At 63.9% G+C, this 16491-nt stretch carries 16 protein-coding genes, 1 tRNA gene and 1 pseudogene; 5 read left to right on the top strand and 13 right to left on the bottom strand.

Going from position 1 to position 16491, the window contains the following annotated elements; genetic code table 11:
* The 3 genes and pseudogenes from ACLQ7E_RS21520 to ACLQ7E_RS21510 form a co-directional block, all read left to right on the top strand.
* Window positions 1-590 (top strand): annotated as a pseudogene (locus tag ACLQ7E_RS21520) (hypothetical protein); the annotation flags it as partial.
* 230 nt (window positions 591-820) lie between these two features.
* Window positions 821-1318 (top strand): MarR family winged helix-turn-helix transcriptional regulator, encoded by a 498-nt coding sequence (locus ACLQ7E_RS21515; protein WP_411734624.1) that lies wholly within the window; start codon window positions 821-823, stop codon window positions 1316-1318.
* Window positions 1319-1323: 5 nt separating this feature from the next.
* Window positions 1324-2595, top strand: coding sequence for an MFS transporter (locus tag ACLQ7E_RS21510; RefSeq protein ID WP_411734625.1), 1272 nt, complete (start codon window positions 1324-1326; stop codon window positions 2593-2595).
* Window positions 2596-2622: 27 nt separating this feature from the next.
* Here ACLQ7E_RS21510 and ACLQ7E_RS21505 read toward each other — a convergent pair whose 3' ends face one another.
* The 11 genes from ACLQ7E_RS21505 to ACLQ7E_RS21455 form a co-directional block, all read right to left on the bottom strand.
* Complete coding sequence (locus ACLQ7E_RS21505) at window positions 2623-3618, bottom strand: hypothetical protein (protein ID WP_411734623.1); 996 nt, start codon at window positions 3616-3618, stop codon at window positions 2623-2625.
* A gap of 46 nt (window positions 3619-3664) precedes the next feature.
* On the bottom strand, window positions 3665-5368 hold the full coding sequence (locus ACLQ7E_RS21500) for a helicase HerA-like domain-containing protein (protein ID WP_411734622.1): 1704 nt from the start codon (window positions 5366-5368) through the stop codon (window positions 3665-3667).
* Between the two features lie 272 nt (window positions 5369-5640).
* Complete coding sequence (locus tag ACLQ7E_RS21495) at window positions 5641-6423, bottom strand: amino acid ABC transporter ATP-binding protein (protein WP_411734621.1); 783 nt, start codon at window positions 6421-6423, stop codon at window positions 5641-5643.
* Window positions 6410-7075 carry an amino acid ABC transporter permease gene (locus tag ACLQ7E_RS21490; protein WP_411734620.1) on the bottom strand — a complete coding sequence of 222 codons (666 nt, stop codon included), beginning with the start codon at window positions 7073-7075 and terminating at the stop codon, window positions 6410-6412. The genes ACLQ7E_RS21495 and ACLQ7E_RS21490 overlap by 14 nt, the downstream gene beginning before the upstream one ends.
* A gap of 66 nt (window positions 7076-7141) precedes the next feature.
* Window positions 7142-7963 carry an amino acid ABC transporter substrate-binding protein gene (locus tag ACLQ7E_RS21485; protein WP_411734619.1) on the bottom strand — a complete coding sequence of 274 codons (822 nt, stop codon included), beginning with the start codon at window positions 7961-7963 and terminating at the stop codon, window positions 7142-7144.
* A gap of 287 nt (window positions 7964-8250) precedes the next feature.
* Window positions 8251-8649 carry a RidA family protein gene (locus ACLQ7E_RS21480; protein ID WP_411734618.1) on the bottom strand — a complete coding sequence of 133 codons (399 nt, stop codon included), beginning with the start codon at window positions 8647-8649 and terminating at the stop codon, window positions 8251-8253.
* 113 nt (window positions 8650-8762) lie between these two features.
* Window positions 8763-9689 (bottom strand): AEC family transporter, encoded by a 927-nt coding sequence (locus ACLQ7E_RS21475; protein ID WP_411734617.1) that lies wholly within the window; start codon window positions 9687-9689, stop codon window positions 8763-8765.
* Window positions 9690-9789: 100 nt separating this feature from the next.
* Window positions 9790-9860, bottom strand: a tRNA-Gly gene (locus tag ACLQ7E_RS21470).
* Window positions 9861-9948: 88 nt separating this feature from the next.
* Window positions 9949-11136, bottom strand: a complete 1188-nt coding sequence (locus tag ACLQ7E_RS21465) for a cation:proton antiporter (protein ID WP_411734616.1) — start codon at window positions 11134-11136, stop codon at window positions 9949-9951.
* 17 nt (window positions 11137-11153) lie between these two features.
* Window positions 11154-11636, bottom strand: a complete 483-nt coding sequence (locus ACLQ7E_RS21460; RefSeq protein WP_411734615.1) for a cation:proton antiporter regulatory subunit — start codon at window positions 11634-11636, stop codon at window positions 11154-11156.
* A gap of 74 nt (window positions 11637-11710) precedes the next feature.
* Window positions 11711-12202, bottom strand: a complete 492-nt coding sequence (locus ACLQ7E_RS21455) for an SseB family protein (RefSeq protein WP_411734614.1) — start codon at window positions 12200-12202, stop codon at window positions 11711-11713.
* A 109-nt stretch (window positions 12203-12311) separates the two neighbouring features.
* Here ACLQ7E_RS21455 and ACLQ7E_RS21450 point away from each other — a divergent pair, with 109 nt between their 5' ends.
* A complete protein-coding gene (locus ACLQ7E_RS21450) occupies window positions 12312-14018 on the top strand; it encodes a fumarate hydratase (RefSeq protein ID WP_411734613.1) in 1707 nt (568 codons plus the stop codon).
* A 117-nt stretch (window positions 14019-14135) separates the two neighbouring features.
* On the opposite strand, the gene ACLQ7E_RS21445 is transcribed toward ACLQ7E_RS21450, so the two are convergent.
* Entirely contained in the window at window positions 14136-14702 is a 567-nt protein-coding gene (locus ACLQ7E_RS21445) for a hypothetical protein (protein ID WP_411734612.1), read from the bottom strand.
* Window positions 14703-14845: 143 nt separating this feature from the next.
* A complete protein-coding gene (locus ACLQ7E_RS21440; protein ID WP_411734611.1) occupies window positions 14846-15679 on the bottom strand; it encodes a D-alanyl-D-alanine carboxypeptidase family protein in 834 nt (277 codons plus the stop codon).
* Window positions 15680-15858: 179 nt separating this feature from the next.
* On the opposite strand from ACLQ7E_RS21440, the gene dcd reads away from it, so the two are divergent.
* Window positions 15859-16440 carry a dCTP deaminase gene (gene dcd, locus ACLQ7E_RS21435; RefSeq protein ID WP_411734610.1) on the top strand — a complete coding sequence of 194 codons (582 nt, stop codon included), beginning with the start codon at window positions 15859-15861 and terminating at the stop codon, window positions 16438-16440.
* Window positions 16441-16491 lie beyond the last annotated feature (51 nt).

Genomic DNA, 16491 nt, shown 5'->3' with positions numbered 1-16491 from the left:
CCCACACCAACACCGGCGCGGGGCGCGCCTACTATCCGCCCCCCGGAAGGGTCAGCCCGGGGGCCCGGGGGCAAAACGCCCCCGCCGACGTGCAGCTCGATTCCTCGGTGGACGGCGAACCGGTGCTGCTGGTCGTGGAAACCAACAACCACCAGCTGGTGCGCCTGCCGCTTCCGGCCGAGGCACTGGTCGTTGACGAGGGCGCCAGCCAGACCCAGCGCCCCAAGACCAAGGTCACGGCGGGGGAACACGCGCTGACAGTGCGTTTCTCCGCACCCAAGGGCCAGAAGCTCGATGACCGCTGGGGAGATCCCACGCAGCTGAAGATCTCTTCCTCCCCGGAGGAACTGCTGCTTTCCGGAGGCGGCACCTCCACCGGATTGACCCGGACCCTGGAACTGAACCCGGAGGTCCTTGAGGGCGTCCTGCACATCACGGCCCGCGCCGCCGCCTGCGACGGCGAGCCCGGCGGCGAGATCCCGATGCACGCCGCCTGCCACCTCTACCAGCAGGACTGGGGCATCCCGGTCATCCTGGACGCCGAGGGCGAAAGCGAGCTGGTCCTGGACCTGCGAGGCCTGGACAACTAGCCGGCCGCTTCCAAGGCGCTAGCACGAGGCCCGTCCCCTTTCCGGGGGCGGGCCTCATGCCGTCCCCGGGGTACGCGGGGAAAGTGAGGCATATTACCCATGGTTTCCGCCCGAACGGTGAGGCGCGTCATGGCGGGGAAATTTCGACACGGGTATTGTTAGCAATGCTAAGTAACTAATGAGGTCGAAACCAGAGACGCCGGGAGTACCGGCGCAATGAAGGAGGGTCCGTGGCTCGCCCGGATCAAGTGAACGAAACCAAGAGTGCCCCGAAACCCGCACCAACAACCCCCGAAGTCGTCGCAGAGGCCGGAGACACGGGCGACCTGGCCGCCGAACTGCGCGTGGCCGTGATGAAGACATCCCGCCGCCTGCGCCTGGAATCAAGCTCCGAATCGCTCACCCCCGCACAATATTCAGTGCTCGCGGGCCTGAGAAACGAGCAACACACCATCGGCGAGCTGGCCGCCCGCGAACAGGTCGCGGCCCCGTCCATGACGCGCATCGTGAAGTCCCTGCTGGAGGCGGGGCTGGTCACCCGCACTGTCAGCGAGCACGACGGACGCCAGGTGCTGATCGCGCCCACCGCCGCAGGAATGGCTGCCTACCAGGGTGCCCGCAGCCAGCGCACAGCCTGGCTGGCCCGGCGGGTGGAAACGCTCAATGCCCAGGACCGGGCAACTCTGGCGCGGGCCGCGGCCCTGCTGCAGGAAATGAGCGCCAAGTGAGCCGGATGTTCAGTGCCCTGAAGACCCCGAACTACCGCCTCTGGACCGCCGGCGCCCTGGTCTCGAACATCGGCACATGGATGCAGCGCGTGGCCCAGGACTGGCTGGTGCTCACCATCCTGACCGACCACGACGGAACCGCCACCGGCATCACCACCGGCCTGCAATTCCTGCCGATCCTCTTCCTGGGCCCGTTTGCCGGCGTGCTCGCGGACCGCATGGACAAACGCAAGCTGCTGCTCATCACCCAATCGGCCATGGGCTTCTTTGCCACGGTCCTGGGCGTGCTGGTCGCCACGGGCACCGCCGAACTCTGGCACGTGTACCTACTGGCCTTCGGCCTGGGCGTGGCCAGTGCCTTCGACGCTCCGGCGCGCCAGGCCTTTGTCTCCGAACTTGTCCCCGCCACCGACCTGCCCAACGCCGTGGCGCTAAACAGCGCCTCGTTCAACCTGGCCCGGCTGGCCGGCCCCGGCGTCGCCGGGATGCTGATCGCCTGGTTCGGGACCGGACCGGCGTTCCTCATCAACGCCGCCAGCTTCGGCGCGGTGATCTTCTCCCTCTCCAGGATGCGCAAGGCGCAGTTCCAGCCCACCACGCTGGTGGCCCGGCGGAAGGGACAGATCCGCGAGGGCGTGGCCTACGTGCGCCAGCGCCCGGACCTGTTGCTGATCTTTGCGCTGGCCTTCGTCGTTGCGACCTTCGGCCTGAACTTCCAGCTCACCAACGCCATGATGGCCACCGACGTCTTCCATGTCGGTGCGGGGGAGTTCGGTTTGCTGGGAACCGTCATGGCCATCGGCACCCTGGGCGGCGCCTTGTTGGCCGCCCGGCGCGGGCGGCCGCGGATGCGCTACCTGCTGGGAGGCGCCGTCGGCTTCGGTGCCACGGCACTGATCGCCAGCGTCATGCCGAGCTTCCTCGGGTACGCGCTGATGATGGTTCCGGTGGGCCTGGCCTCGCTCACGTTCCTGAACAGCGCCAACACCATGATCCAGCTGTCGGTCGATCCTGCCTACCGCGGGCGCGTGCTGGGACTCTACGTGATGGTGGTCCAGGGCGGAACGCCCCTGGGTGCCCCGCTGGTGGGCTGGCTGGGCACCGAATTCGGCGCCCGCTGGTCGGTCGGCAGCGGTGCGGTGCTCTCCCTGGTCGCCGGGCTTATCGCCGTCATCCTGGTGGTGCGCAGGTCGCGGAACACCCCGCGCTTGCCAGCGGCGTCCCCGGCCCGGCACGAGGCCGCATCCCGCCCCATGGTCCCCGCGCTGGGCAGGTAAAGCCACCGGCAAGGGCGGAAACGGCCGTTATTCGCTGGAGACGGGCGTGACCAGGACCTTGGTGGTGTTGGCCTTGAGCGCCGCGGTGAACCCAAAGCTGTCGTCGACGGTCTGTTCGGTGTACCCGCCGGTGCGCAGGTCCTGCTCGGTGAGTTCCAGACGGGCCTTGACCGTCAACGGGCGCAGGGCCCAGCCGCCGTCGAAGGAAACGACCTCGGCGGCAGGATAGTCCAGGATGCTCCAGTGGATGGAATCCGACTGCACCCGTGCCGAGGTGGAATAGCTCATGGGGCAGCCCGCGGGCATGAGTACCTGCTGCTTGGCGCAGCCATCGAGGTAGGCGGTGATTTGCTTGTTGACCTCGTCCATCAATTTCTTGGTGGGCTGGGTCTGCAACTTCACGTCGGTGCCCTTTTTCGCGAAGTCGGTGACGGCAAGGCCGCGCGAGTCCGCCATGAAATTGGGGGTCTCGAAACTGGTGTCGATGACCGCCGGCACAAATACCGGAACCGTGGCCTGGCCCTTGACCAGCGGGGCACGACGCGAATTCACGACGACTTCGTTGGTGGTGTTTGCCGAGATTGCGACCGTGGGAAGCGTTGTGGGAACGAATTCCCAGTCATCGAAGAACATCCAGCTGCGGCCGGTGTGCCGCAACTGGTAGGTGGTCTGCTGCTCGACACCGTGGATCGAGTACGTGGCCACGACCTTGACGGTGTCCTCGGCTCCGAGGATCTCTTCGGGCTTGCCGACGGTGAAATCCTTGATGTCGGCGGTGGCGGCCACCAACCCCTCGCCGTCAAGCAACAGGGCGTTGCCCGCGGGCACCTTGGCATTAAGCAGGCCCAGGGCCCGGGCGCCCTCGCCCTTGACCAGATGTGATTGGAGTTCCTTGACCATTTGGACTGGCCCGAAGACCTTCTGGTTCACCAGGACGATGACGGAAACTGCAACTACGGCAAGCACCACAAGGGCCGCCGCCCAGATGGCAGCGACCCCTGTGGGTGATAAACGTTCGCTCATTGAGTCCAAGGCTACCGGGAAAAGCGCGCCGTTTGCGCTAACCCTGCTAGCGCCGACGTCGCCGCTTGGTGCCGAACATGCCGCGGAGCATTTCCCTGCCAAACATGTTTGCCGCCTGTAGAGCCATGTCAAGCAAGGGATTGTCGGGTTTCTGCGCCGGGGCCGGAGCCTTGGTCTGTCGCTTGGGGGAACCCGTTGTGGCCACCGGCGGTTCGGGCATGGTGTAGTCAGTCGAGCCCGGCTCCGGAGCGGAGTTCGGGATGGACGACGGGCGGCCAAGGATGGATTCCTCGATGTGCCGTGCGGCGGCATCGATGTCGGCCTGGGTCTGTCCGGGTCCCGGCACCCGGGCGGCGACCGACCCGCCGGTGGGCACCGGCGCGGCAGCGGCCGAGGTTGTGGCCCTGCCGAGCTTTTCGAAGGCGGATTCGCGGTCCACGCTCGTGCCGTAGACCTGCATCAGGGCTGAGGAACCGATGATCCCGGATACCGTGTCGGCGGACGAGGGCCCCATCGTTGACTCCGGGCTCCACATGCGGGTCCAGGCCACCGGGGTGGGTGCACCCTTCTCGTTCATCACCGTGACCACCGCCTCACCGGTGCCGGCCTGCGTGAGTGCCTCGTCCAGGTCGTAGTCGCTGGTGGGGAACGTGGAGATGGTCGCCTTCAGTGCCTTGGCGTCATCCGGGGTGAAGGCGCGCAGTGCATGCTGGATCCGGTTGGCCAGCTGCCCCAGCACGTCGCCGGGAACGTCCTTGGGCGTCTGGGTCACGAAGAATACGCCGACGCCCTTGGAACGGATCAAGCGGACCGTGGCGGTGATCGAGGTCAAAAAGGCCTTGGATGCCCCGTTGAAGAGCAGATGTGCCTCGTCAAGGAAGAACACCAGCTTGGGCTTCTCCGGGTCCCCTGCCTCCGGCAGCTCGGCAAAGAGGTCGGCCAGCAGCCAGATCATGAAGGTGGAAAAGAGGAGCGGCTTTTCCATGAGGGTGGGCAGCTCCAGGATGCTGATGACCCCTCGGCCGTCGGGTGCCTGTCGCAGGAGTTCGGCTGTGTCGAATTCCGGTTCGCCGAAGAAGGATTCCATGCCCTGGGCCTGCAGGGTGACAAGCTCGCGCAGGATGACCCCGGCGGTCGCCTTGGACACGCCGCCGAGTCCCTCGAGTTCGTCCTTGCCCTCGTCGCTGGTCAGGTGCGCGATGACCGCGCGCAGGTCCTTGAGGTCGTGGAGCTCCAGGTCCTTGGTGTCCGCGTAGTGGAAGATCAGTTGCAGGCAGGATTCCTGGGTCTCGTTCAACTCCATGATCCGGGACAGCAACAGGGGACCAAAGGAGGAGATGGTGGCGCGGATCGGCGTTCCCTGCCCGTCTCCGCCCAGGGCGTAGTACTCCACGGGGAAGGACTTGGCTTCCCATTCCATGCCGACCGAGGCGGTGCGTGCCGCAAGTTTTTCCGTCGGCATCCCGGGAGTGGAGAGACCGGTGAGATCTCCCTTGATATCCGCAAGGAACACCGGAACCCCGTGGGCCGAAAGTTGTTCGGCCATCAATTGCAGGGTGATGGTCTTGCCCGTGCCGGTGGCTCCGGCCACCAGGCCGTGCCGGTTCATCATCCGCAGCGGCAGGCGGACCTGCGCCTCGGGGAAGACCTGGCCATCGACAAGCGTCGCACCCAGGTTCACCGCCAAACCGTCAAAGGAATAACCTGCGCTGATGGATTCCACGTGCTGGGCTGTTGTCATCTTGGCCATGTCCATAGCCTACGGTCTGGAAAACGTCAGCGGTGGTGGGCGCGCCAATCCTTTTTGGGCGACGCCTCCGCCGCCCACACATTGACTACCGACGAAAAAGAACCGTCTCGCCGGCAAGGTCCCTGGTGGATGAGATAGTGACCTCCTCGCGGCTGAACCCGCCGGGGTTCGATGGCCGAATCGGGGGAGCCGGGCATGGCCGGCAACCCCGTGCCCCCGGGAGGAATCCTCCCGGGGCCCGCCACCGCCTTTTTGCGTGCTGCTCCGTGCCTTTAGAACGGGTTGAGCAGGCGGTGCACAAACTGCTGGGTGCGCTCGTTCTGCGGGGCACGCAACACCACCTCGGGGTGGCCGCGCTCGACCACCACACCCTGGTCCATGAACACGATCTCGTCGGCAACCTCCCGGGCAAAGGCCAGCTCGTGGGTCACCAGGACCATCGTCCACCCCTCGTCGGCGAGTTCCTTGATCACCTTTAGGACATCGCCCACCAACTCCGGGTCCAGCGCGGAGGTCGGCTCGTCAAAGAGCAGCAATGAAGGCTTGAGCGCGAGTGCCCGGACAATGCCCACCCGCTGCTGCTGCCCGCCGGAGAGCTGGTGCGGGTACTGGTCCCGTTTCTCGGCCAGGCCCACCCGGGCCAGCAGCGACTCGGCCTCAGCGACGGCCTCGGCGCGCTTGCGCTTCTGCACCTTTACCGGGCCCTCAATGACATTTTCCAGCACCGTCATGTGCGGGAAAAGGTTGTAGTTCTGGAAGACCATGGCGCTTCGGGTGCGCAGGACCTGGGCCTGTTTTTGCGTGGTGTGTGGTGCGAAAGCCACGACCGGGCCCTCGCTGAAGGCCACCTCGCCGCCGTCGGGGATTTCCAGGCCGTTGAGGCAGCGCAGCACCGTCGTCTTGCCCGAACCCGAGGGGCCAATCAGGGCCAGGACCTGGCCCTTGCCGATCTTCAGGTCGATGGACTTGAGGACTTGGTGGTCGCCGAAACTCTTTTGCAGGCCGGTGGCCGTGAGCAGCGCCGCGGCGTCGGGGGAGGGCCTAGTGTGCGACATAGCGATCAAGCCTTCCTTCCAAACGTGATTGGCCCATGGAGAGCACCAGGCAGAACACCCAGTAGACCAGCGCCGCCTCGATGTACACGAGCATGAATTCCTGGCTGAACGCGGCGATTTCCTGGGCCCTGCGGAACGCCTCGGTCACCAGGATCAGGGATGCCAGCGAGGTGTCCTTCACCAGGGAGATAAAGGTGTTGGACAGCGGCGGCACCGCAACCCTGGCTGCCTGCGGCAGGATCAACCGGCGCAGGGTCAGCGTGCGGGACATCCCAATGGTGTACCCGGCCTCCCACTGTCCCTTCGGGACGGAGAGGATCGCGGCCCTCACGACCTCGGCCGCGTAGCCGCCGACATTCGCAGAGAACGCAATGATCGCACTTGGCCACGGGTCAAGGGTGACCCCGATCGAGGGCAGTCCGTAGAAGATCACGAACAGCTGGACCAATAACGGGGTTCCGCGAATGACCGAGATGTAGGCGCGGGCGATGAAGGAGACCAAACGGTTCTTGCTCAGCCGCATGAGCGCCATGACCACGGCAATGACCAAGCCTATGGCAAAGCTGGCCAATGACAGCGGGATGGTTCCCTTCAGGCCGCCCAGCACAATTGGCCAGAGCGAGTCGAAAAAGAGGTTCCAGTCGACTGTCATTGACAGCTCTCCTTGGATCGTTGGAAAGATGCCGGGACGCCCCGGCGGCCGTGCATGAAGGGAATCCTACTTGGTGACGTCTTCACCAAAGTACTTCTCGGAAATCTCGGTCAGGGTTCCGTCCGCCGCAAGGTCGGCCATGGCGGTGTCGACTGCCTTAACCAGGTCTTCGCTGCCCTTGCGGAAAGTCAGGGCGCTTTCGGACTTGTCGGCGGTCTCGGCGGCAACCTTGATGCTCGGATCGTTGTTGGTGTTCTGCGAATCCAGGTAGGTCAACTTGTCGTTGATCGTCGCATCCACGCGTCCCTGCTTCAGCAGGGTCACTGCCTGCGCCCAACCTTCAACCGCCTCCACGGTTGCCCCCGATTCCTTGGCCAGCGTGTTCCAGTTGCTGGTGAGGGACTGAGCAGAAGTCTTGCCCTTCAAACTTTCGAAGGAGGTGATATCCGTGTTATCTGCCTTGGTCACAAGGACACCGGTGCTCACGGTGTACGGAGTGGAGAAGAGGTACTTGGCGGTGCGCTGGTCGTTGATGGTGACCTGGTTGGCGATTACATCAAAGCGTGAGGCCTCCAGACCAGCAAAGATGGCGTCCCACTGGGTTTCTTCGAAGGATGCCTTGACGCCCAGTTTGTCAGCTACGGCGGTCATGATCTCAACATCAAAACCGGTTAAGGCGCCGGTTCCACCCTCATGGAAGGAAAACGGCTTATAGGTTCCTTCCGTGCCGACCTTAAGCACGCCCGCGTCCTTGACCTGCTGCAGGGTCAGGCCGGCTGCCGCCCCCGTGGCACTCGAGGAAGGGGCTGTTTCGGTGCCGCTGGCGCAACCGGTGACGGTCACGGCAAGCAGGGCGGTGGTCAGCAAGGCAACAAGTTGGCGTTTCATGGCAGTGTGGGGGTCCTTTCAGTGACCGGATGTACTGCTGCTGGGTGGATTGGATCGAATGAGGCAAAACACCGTGAAGATTAAGGCTTGATGCGACGCTAACACGGCCACTGGCTTGGCATAAGTGCCTTGTTCCGAAGTGCGTCGAAATCCTTCTCAAATTCCGCGTTGACTCGACTTTATCGGCACGCTGGGGCAGGCGGTCCGGAGCAGCGGACCAAGGGAGTCAAAGCGGACGGAAACTTGGAAGGGTTACTCCTCCCACACGATCCAGATGCCCGAGGGCCCTAGCGGTTTTGGGTTCCATCGCCGACGGCCACCACTGCATCGATCTGCACTTTGGCGCCCAGGGGCAGTCCAGCCACCTGGAGTGTTGTCCTGGCCGGATAAGGTGAGCCCAAGGCCGCGGCGTAAACGGCATTGATGGCCCCAAAATCCTGGTAGTCGGTCAGGTAGATGGTGGTGCGAAGCAGGTCCGCAAAGGACAGGTCCAGCTCAGCCAGCAGGGTTTCAAGATTCGCGAGCATGGCAGCACATTGTTCGGAAACGTCGTTTGAAACCAGCACACCGTCCTCAATGCGTTGCCCGATGATTCCGGAGACATGGCCCGTGTTGCCGTGGCGTACAACGTGTGAAAACGGTGCAGTCGACTGGTGCAGTGCGGGGCTGAAATGATGGCTTGTCATGGCTTTCCTCGCTCGGTTCCTTGAAAAATTCTGTGGATGAAGTGCCAGGACCGACGATGAAAGCATGCGGCCGGCGCGCTGGTTCGGTCCCTCGCCACGGGGCCGGGGACCCGTCAGGCCAGCAGCAGGGGAACCAGCATCATGGCCGGGACGGCGACGATGGTGGTGAGCAGGACGGTGTCCTTGGCCAACACGACGCCGCGCTCATAGCGTGAGGCTGTCACAAAGATGTTTTGGGCGGTGGGCAGTGCCGCCATGATCACCGAGACAAACACCGCGTTGCTGTCCAGCCGGAAGACCCACACGGCGAGGGCCCAGGCAACGACAGGCTGGAAGAACAATTTCATGCCCGTGGCCAAGAGCGTGTCGGCGCGGCGACCGCCGGATGCCTCCAGTGGCTTGGAGCCGACCAAGGAAATGCCGAAGGCAATGAGCATGGCCGGGATGGAGGCGCCGGCAATCAGCTCGATCGGGTCGGCAAGTGGCTGGGGAAGCTCCAGGTCGAACAGTGCGCACACCAGCCCGGCCAGGGAACCGACGATCATCGGGTTCTTCAGGGTCTGGATGAACATGGAAAGCACCGTCGTGCGATGCCTGGACGTGCTGGCGTCCAGGATGGCCAGACACACCGGGGAGAACAGTGCCAGCTGCCACAAGATCACCGGCGCCGCGTGGGCCATGTCGCCCAGTACGTACAGGGCAATGGGCAGCCCGAGGTTGGCCGAGTTCACGGTGGAGGCGCTCATCGCGCCGATGGTCGACTCGGTCAGGTCGCGCCGCAACCACCACCGGGTCACCAGCACGAAAACGATGGCGGTGGCCAGGGACGAAATCGCGGCAACCCCCAGGAAAGGGCCGAGCACCGAAGCGGGGTCCGAATCCGCCAGCGTGGTGAACAACAGGGCGGGGCTGGCCACGAAGAAGGTGAGCCGGTTCAGCACATAGCGCGCATTTTCGCCCAGGACACCCGTCCGTCCGACGAAGTACCCCACGGCGATGACGGTCCAGACTACGGCAAAACCAGAGAGTACGCCGTTCATAAGCCCTTGGATTTCCTCTTTCCGCTGTTCCGGCGCAGCACCGAGGTGTGCGCTTAACGCATTGGGACCCGGCCGCTGGCCGGGTCCCAATTTCATAGCGAGCGGGCGACGGGAATCGAACCCGCGTGTCCAGCTTGGGAAGCTGGCGCTCTACCATTGAGCTACGCCCGCAGTGCTCCGGAAAGCCTATTGGCGTCCCGGGCTAAAACAGCATATCCCAAGGTGGGGTGCCAAAACCTAATCGTGAACGTCACCTGCGTTAAAAAGCGACGTCGGTGGTCGGCGACCGTTTGGGCATGAACGGCCTGGCCAGGGGTTCGGCGAGGCGGGCGGCAACCGGACCAAAGACCGCCAACAGCAACACGTAGGCGGTTGCCAACGCGGCAAGCTCGCCGGTGATGGCACCGGAGGCCACCGCCAGACCGGCGATGACAATGGAAAACTCGCCGCGGGCGATCAACGCGACACCGGCACGTACCCGCCCCGGAATCCCGATCCCGGCTCGCTTTGCCGCCCACGCCCCGGTGGCCACTTTCGTCAACGAGGTGACGACGGCCAACAAGATGGCCAGCGGAAGTACCGCGGGAATACTGGTCGGATCGGTATTCAGCCCGAAGACCACGAAGAACATGGCGGCAAAAAGGTCCCGCAGCGGTTCAAGGACCTTGGTTGCCGAGTGCGCGGTAGACCCGGAAATGGCGATGCCGAGCATGAAGGCGCCGACCGCCGCGGAGACCTGCAACGCCGAAGCCAGACCCGCGACCAGGAGCGCCGCGCCGATTAGCTTGAGCAGGAAGTTTTCCCGGTCCGAGGAATGGATCAGTCGTGAAATCTGCGGGCCGAAGCGCAATGCCGCCAACAACACCAGGGTGATGGTGCCCATCGCAATGCCCACTGCACGCAAACCGCCCAGGAAGCCGAGCCCGGCCAGGGTTGCGGTGAGCACCGGCAGGTAGATGGCCATCGCGAGGTCCTCGAGCACCAGGATGGAAAGCACCACCGGGGTCTCGCGGTTGCCCAACCTGCCCAAGTCGGAGAGCACCTTGGCAATAATGCCGGAGGATGACACGTAGGTGACGCCGCCCAGGACCATTGCCCCGGTCACGCCCCATCCCATGATCAAGGCAAGGGCGGCTCCCGGGGTGAAATTCAGGACCAGGTCAACGACCCCGGCGAGCCACGAACCTTTCAGGCCCGTGACAAGTTCGCGGGCGGTGTATTCCAGCCCCAGCATGAGCAGGAGCAGGATCACGCCGATTTCGCTGGCGACCTCCCCGAACTCCGAGACGCCGGCCAGGTTGATCACGCCCCCGCTGCCGAAGAGCAGGCCGCCGAGCAGGTACAACGGAACCGGCGACATGCCGATTTTCGCTGCCAGACGTCCCAACAGGCCAAGCCCCAAGAAAACGGCGCCGAGCTCAACGAGTATTAGCGCAGTGCCGTGCATGAACCGTGCACCTTCCCTTAGCCGTCGTTGATCAGGTGCGCTGCGTTTTCCAACCCTGCAGATGTTCCGACAATGATCAGTACGTCCCCCGCGTTGAGTTCAAAATCGGGGGTGGGGGAAGGGAAGACCTTTCCGCTGCGGGAAATGGCGACGACAGAGGTGCCCGTACGGGTCCGCAGCCGGGTGTCCCCGAGGGTCTGGTTTACATAGGGGCTCTCATGGCTCAACACGAACTGCTGGGTGTTGACCCCGGGCAGGTCGCGGTGTTGGTCCGTTAGCTGTGTCACCAGCTGCGGGGCGCCGAGCATGGCGCCGATGGCACCGGCCTCCTCAACGCTCAGCGGAATGGAAGCGGCACAGGCATCGGGGTCGTCGCGCTGGGAAATGATCAGCTGCATGGATCCATCACGCAGGATCACCACGCCCACCCGGCGCCCGGACGCGAGGATTATTTCGCGACGGACGCCGAGCCCGGGCAACGAGGTATCTTCAAAATCCATGCTCCCACTCTAGTCCGCGAGGCACGCAAAACGGAGGTCGGGAACCACGGGCAAGGCCGTGGGAATCCGTGGCCCTACTCTGTCGGGGTCTTCATCGTTCCGTCGAGGTTGAATTCCTCCCGGATGGTCTTCACCCCGGCGGCATCGATTTCAAAGCACAGCTCGTGTCCCGGGTTGATGACCAGACCGGTGTCCTGGAGCGAGCGGACAACCGTCCCGCCGAGCACCTGGACGCCATACGGAGCCACATCGATGTAGGCACCGGGGATCCGGGCCAGATGCGTGAACAGCGCGATGACCGGTTCGCCCGCGGCGTTCTGCAACAGCATCGGCTCGGCGTTGCGGGCTTCGCCAGTGACCTTCTCACGGCTGAGGAAGTACACCTCGGCGTTCATGAATGAGGCGATGACTTGGCCGTTGAGGGCCGGATCGTTCTGCGCCGCACGGATCATCATTTCAAAATGGGTGGCCGGTTCGTTGCCGGTGATCGTCGGTTCGATGCCCAGCGCCGCCTGGATGTCATCGGTGCCTTCGGTGGACTTGGCTTGCTCGTTCTCTTCACTCATGCCCCCAAGCATGTCGACTTTGCGCCCGGCGGCGCAACCCGATGTTTGGTTGTTCGCTCAACCGTCCTAAACTAGGGGGAAACGAATTGAATCTTTTGCGAGGAAGCCCATGCCCGAATTCCAGTATGAAGACATTCTGCCCATCGGGGCGGACGAGACCACCTACCGCCAGATTTCCACCGATGGTGTGCGCACCGTCGAGGGCCCCGGCGGCCGGACGTTCCTCGAAGTGGATCCGGAGGCGCTGGAAAACCTGGCCACCACCGCGCTTCACGACATCTCCCACTACCTGCGTCCCGCGCACCTGCAGCAGCTTCGCAACATCCTCGATGACGAGGAAGCCAGCCCGAACGACAAGTTCGTCGCCCTGGACCTGCTGAAGAACGCCAACATCGCCGCCGGCGGCATCTTGCCCATGTGCCAGGACACCGGAACGGCAATCGTCATGGGCAAGCGCGGCCAGCAGGTGCTGACCCAGGGCCCGGACGAGAAGGCATTGTCCAAGGGCATCTACGACGCCTACACCACGCTGAACCTGCGCTACTCGCAGCTCGCCCCGCTGACCACGTGGGAAGAAAAGTCCACTGGCAACAACCTGCCGGCACAGATCGAGCTCTACGCCGACACCGAGCCGGGACACGAGAACCAGTACAAGTTCCTGTTCATGGCCAAGGGCGGCGGATCGGCCAACAAGTCCTTCCTGTACCAGGAAACCAAGGCCATCCTGAACGAAAACTCGATGCTGAAGTTCCTCGACGAGAAGCTGCGTTCCCTGGGAACCGCAGCCTGCCCGCCGTACCACCTCTCCATCGTCATCGGCGGCACGTCCGCCGAGTTCGCGCTGAAGACCGCCAAGTACGGTTCGGCCAAGTACCTGGACAACCTGCCGACCACCGGTGCCATGACCGGCCGCGGCTTCCGCGACATCGAGCTGGAGGAAAAGGTCCTCGAGCTGACCCGCCACTTCGGCATCGGTGCCCAGTTCGGCGGCAAGTACTTCTGCCACGACGTGCGCGTGGTCCGTTTGCCGCGCCACGGCGCCTCGCTGCCGGTGGCCATTGCCGTCTCCTGCTCCGCCGACCGCCAGATGCTGGCCAAGATCACCGCCGACGGCGTATTCGTGGAGCAGCTGGAAACCGATCCGGCGCGCTTCATGCCCGACGCATCGCACCCGGCCCTTGCCGCGCACGACGAGGAGACCGACGGTGTCACCGGCACCGGAGGATCCTCCGTGGTGAAGATCGACTTGAACCAGCCGATGGCGCAGATCCTTGCGGAGCTGGACAAACACCCGGTCAAGACCCGTCTCTCGCTCTCGGGCCCGTTGGTCGTGGCTCGCGACATCGCGCACGCCAAGATCAAGGAACGCCTGGATGCCGGCGAGGAGATGCCCCAGTACCTCAAGGACCACCCGGTCTACTATGCAGGTCCGGCCAAGACCCCCGAAGGCATGGCCTCGGGTTCCTTCGGCCCGACCACTGCCGGACGCATGGACTCCTATGTGGACCAGTTCCAGGCTGCCGGCGGTTCCATGGTCATGCTGGCCAAGGGCAACCGTTCCAAGCAGGTCACCGACGCGTGCAACACCCACGGCGGCTTCTACCTGGGCTCCATCGGCGGACCTGCAGCGCGTCTGGCCCTGGACTGCATCAAGAAGGTCGAGGTCGTTGAATACGAGGAGCTCGGCATGGAAGCCATCTGGAAGATCGAGGTTGAGGACTTCCCGGCGTTCATCGTGGTGGACAACAAGGGCGAAGACTTCTTCGCCGAGACCCTGAAGCCGACCTTCACCGGTATCCCGGTCCGCGCCAAGTAGGCTGCGGCAGGCAAAATCCTAAAGGCATCGGAAGATGCGGGTGAAAACCCGCATCCTCCGATGCCTTTCTGTTGCGTCGCGCCGTGCCGTGACCCCGGCACCGGATCGTCACAACGATCAGGCGCGGCGATGGAGGGCCTCGCGAGGAATTTCCCACCAATGGGCGCGAGGCCGTTGCGGCCATGGTTCCCGACGGATTTCCAGATCCTCGATTTCATCCAGCGGTACATATCCGTGCCACACCGAACGGTCCACCCGTTGGAGATGGTGCAAGCCCTTGAGCCGTTCCAGAAGTTTGGGCAGCACCGAACCCAAGTAGCCGCCAACCAGGTTGCCCTCGGGCAGGTAGTCCAGTCCGCCGATCTTCAATCCACGCCAGTGGACGGTTCCCAAGCAGCGGAAGGTCTCCTCGACTTCGGACCCGGCAATCACCTTGGTCCATTCCGTGTTGGAGCTTCCCCGATGCTCGACCTTCAGTTCCCACTCCGGGCCAGGCCGCTCGCCGGTCTCGATGATGACCAGATGCGAGTCGTTGATGGCACTGGTTGCACCATCTGCCGGCCGACTGGAATACAGCTTGCCGCCAAAACGCGCGTAGTTGCCGTGAAGGGGAATGCCGCCGGGCAGGAAAAGCTTGTAGGGGCGGAAGTTCTCCACGAGGGCGGGGGAATCGTCGCTGGACATGAGCGCCATGCTACGCGATCTGCCGCCCGACCCCAGATCCGGAATCCGGGTTGTGGCAGGCGGAAAAGCGCAACGGCGTTACCCGATCCAAGCGGCATTGCCGCAGACCAGGGCAAAGGCGAGCGGGGTGCCGAAGCAACTCGCTAGCGGGCGAAGTCGTAGCCGATCGACCAGTCGCGGTAGGGCGGCAAGAAGCGCAGGATCAACAGCGACTCGCGTTGCTTCTTGATCTCGGCCGCGGTGGGCGGCTTGACCTTCGAAGCCTTGAGCAGGGCCGCGTGGAACGCCTCGAAAGTCCCGGCCTTGGACTTTTCCATGGCAATGGACTGGTCCACGCCGATAAAGCGAAGATGCCACGGCTCGTATTTGTAGCCGGTCACCTTTTCGCCGTCGGCCGGATAGCGAATGATGAATCCAAAGTCCGCGGCGTTGGCGGCCAGCCACTTTCCGCCCTCGGTGTCGCCGAAGCAGGCCATGAGGCTGCACCGGCCGCTGCTGAGACCGAGGTCCACCGCGAGGCCGATCTGGTGCTCGCTGGTGCCGGCGGGTGCCGAAAGCCGCATGGCATCGTCGGTTCCGTAGCGTGCCTTGTACCCGTTGAACAGGGAAAGTTGCCGGTCATAGGAACGGTAGGCGCTCAGCACGCTCAGCGACTGGGAGTCCTTGCGCGAGGCCTTGAGCAGGTTCTCGAGAGCAGCGGCCGCATCCTTGCGCAATTCCATCCCGGTACCGGGAATCGTTCGCAGGTCCTTGGGCTTGTAGTCCGCCGGATCCAACGGGTGATCCCGGCTCACCAGCGCCAGGTAGGAGTCCTGGTCCTTGGTCAGTTCCTCGGTGGTCGGCGCCTTCTGCTTCGTTTCGGCACGCACCTGCGCCGCAGCGGCATCCATGGGGGCGGCCTGTGCGGCGAGCGGGGCCGCCATCATCAGGCTGGCGCCCAACAAGAGGGCGGGAAGGCCGGCACGAAACAAAGACACGATGTCCCTTCGGGGAATAAAGCTGGATGGAGCCCTTTCAGGATAACTGCAGACCCCGTGGTTCCGCCCATGCCAAGCGGGCGCAGATTCGCTTTCCGGGCCGCCGTCGGCCGGTCGCCACCGATCCGCCCGGGTCTCCAATGCCGGAACCACGCGCCAAATGGGATATTTTGGGTACTGTGCTGATTTCTGATGGTGATATTCGACGCGAGCTGGCGTCCGAACGTATTAAGTTGGACCCCTTCGACCCGGCGATGATCCAGCCGGCAAGCGTGGATGTGAGGATTGACCGGTTCTTCCGGCTTTTCGACAACCACAAGTACGCCCACATTGATCCGGCATTGGATCAGCCCGAGCTGACGCGGCTGGTTGAGGTTGATCCTGATGAGCCGTTCATTCTGCATCCCGGCGAATTTGTCCTGGGTTCCACCTATGAGACGGTCACGCTTCCCACGGATATCGCCGCCCGCCTTGAGGGCAAGAGCTCGCTGGGTCGACTTGGCTTGCTCACGCACTCCACGGCCGGATTCATTGACCCCGGTTTCTCCGGACACGTGACCCTGGAACTGTCCAACATGGCGACCTTGCCGATCATGCTGTGGCCGGGATCGAAGATCGGGCAGTTGTGCTTCTTCAGGCTCTCGTCCCCGGCCGAGCACCCCTATGGCTCCGGTGCCTACGGGAACCGCTATCAGGGACAACGCGGCCCCACTGCATCGCGCAGCCACCTGAACTTCCACAAGACCACGCTGGAAAGCTAAGCAACAAATGATTTGCGAGCGCGGGGCCCCCATGCGAGGGGGGCGGGGGGT

The sequence above is a fragment of the Paeniglutamicibacter sp. genome (assembly GCF_046714615.1).
Lineage (GTDB): Bacteria > Actinomycetota > Actinomycetes > Actinomycetales > Micrococcaceae > Paeniglutamicibacter.
The sequence above is the reverse complement of the archived record's forward strand: the minus strand, read 5'-3'. Positions and strand labels throughout refer to the sequence as shown.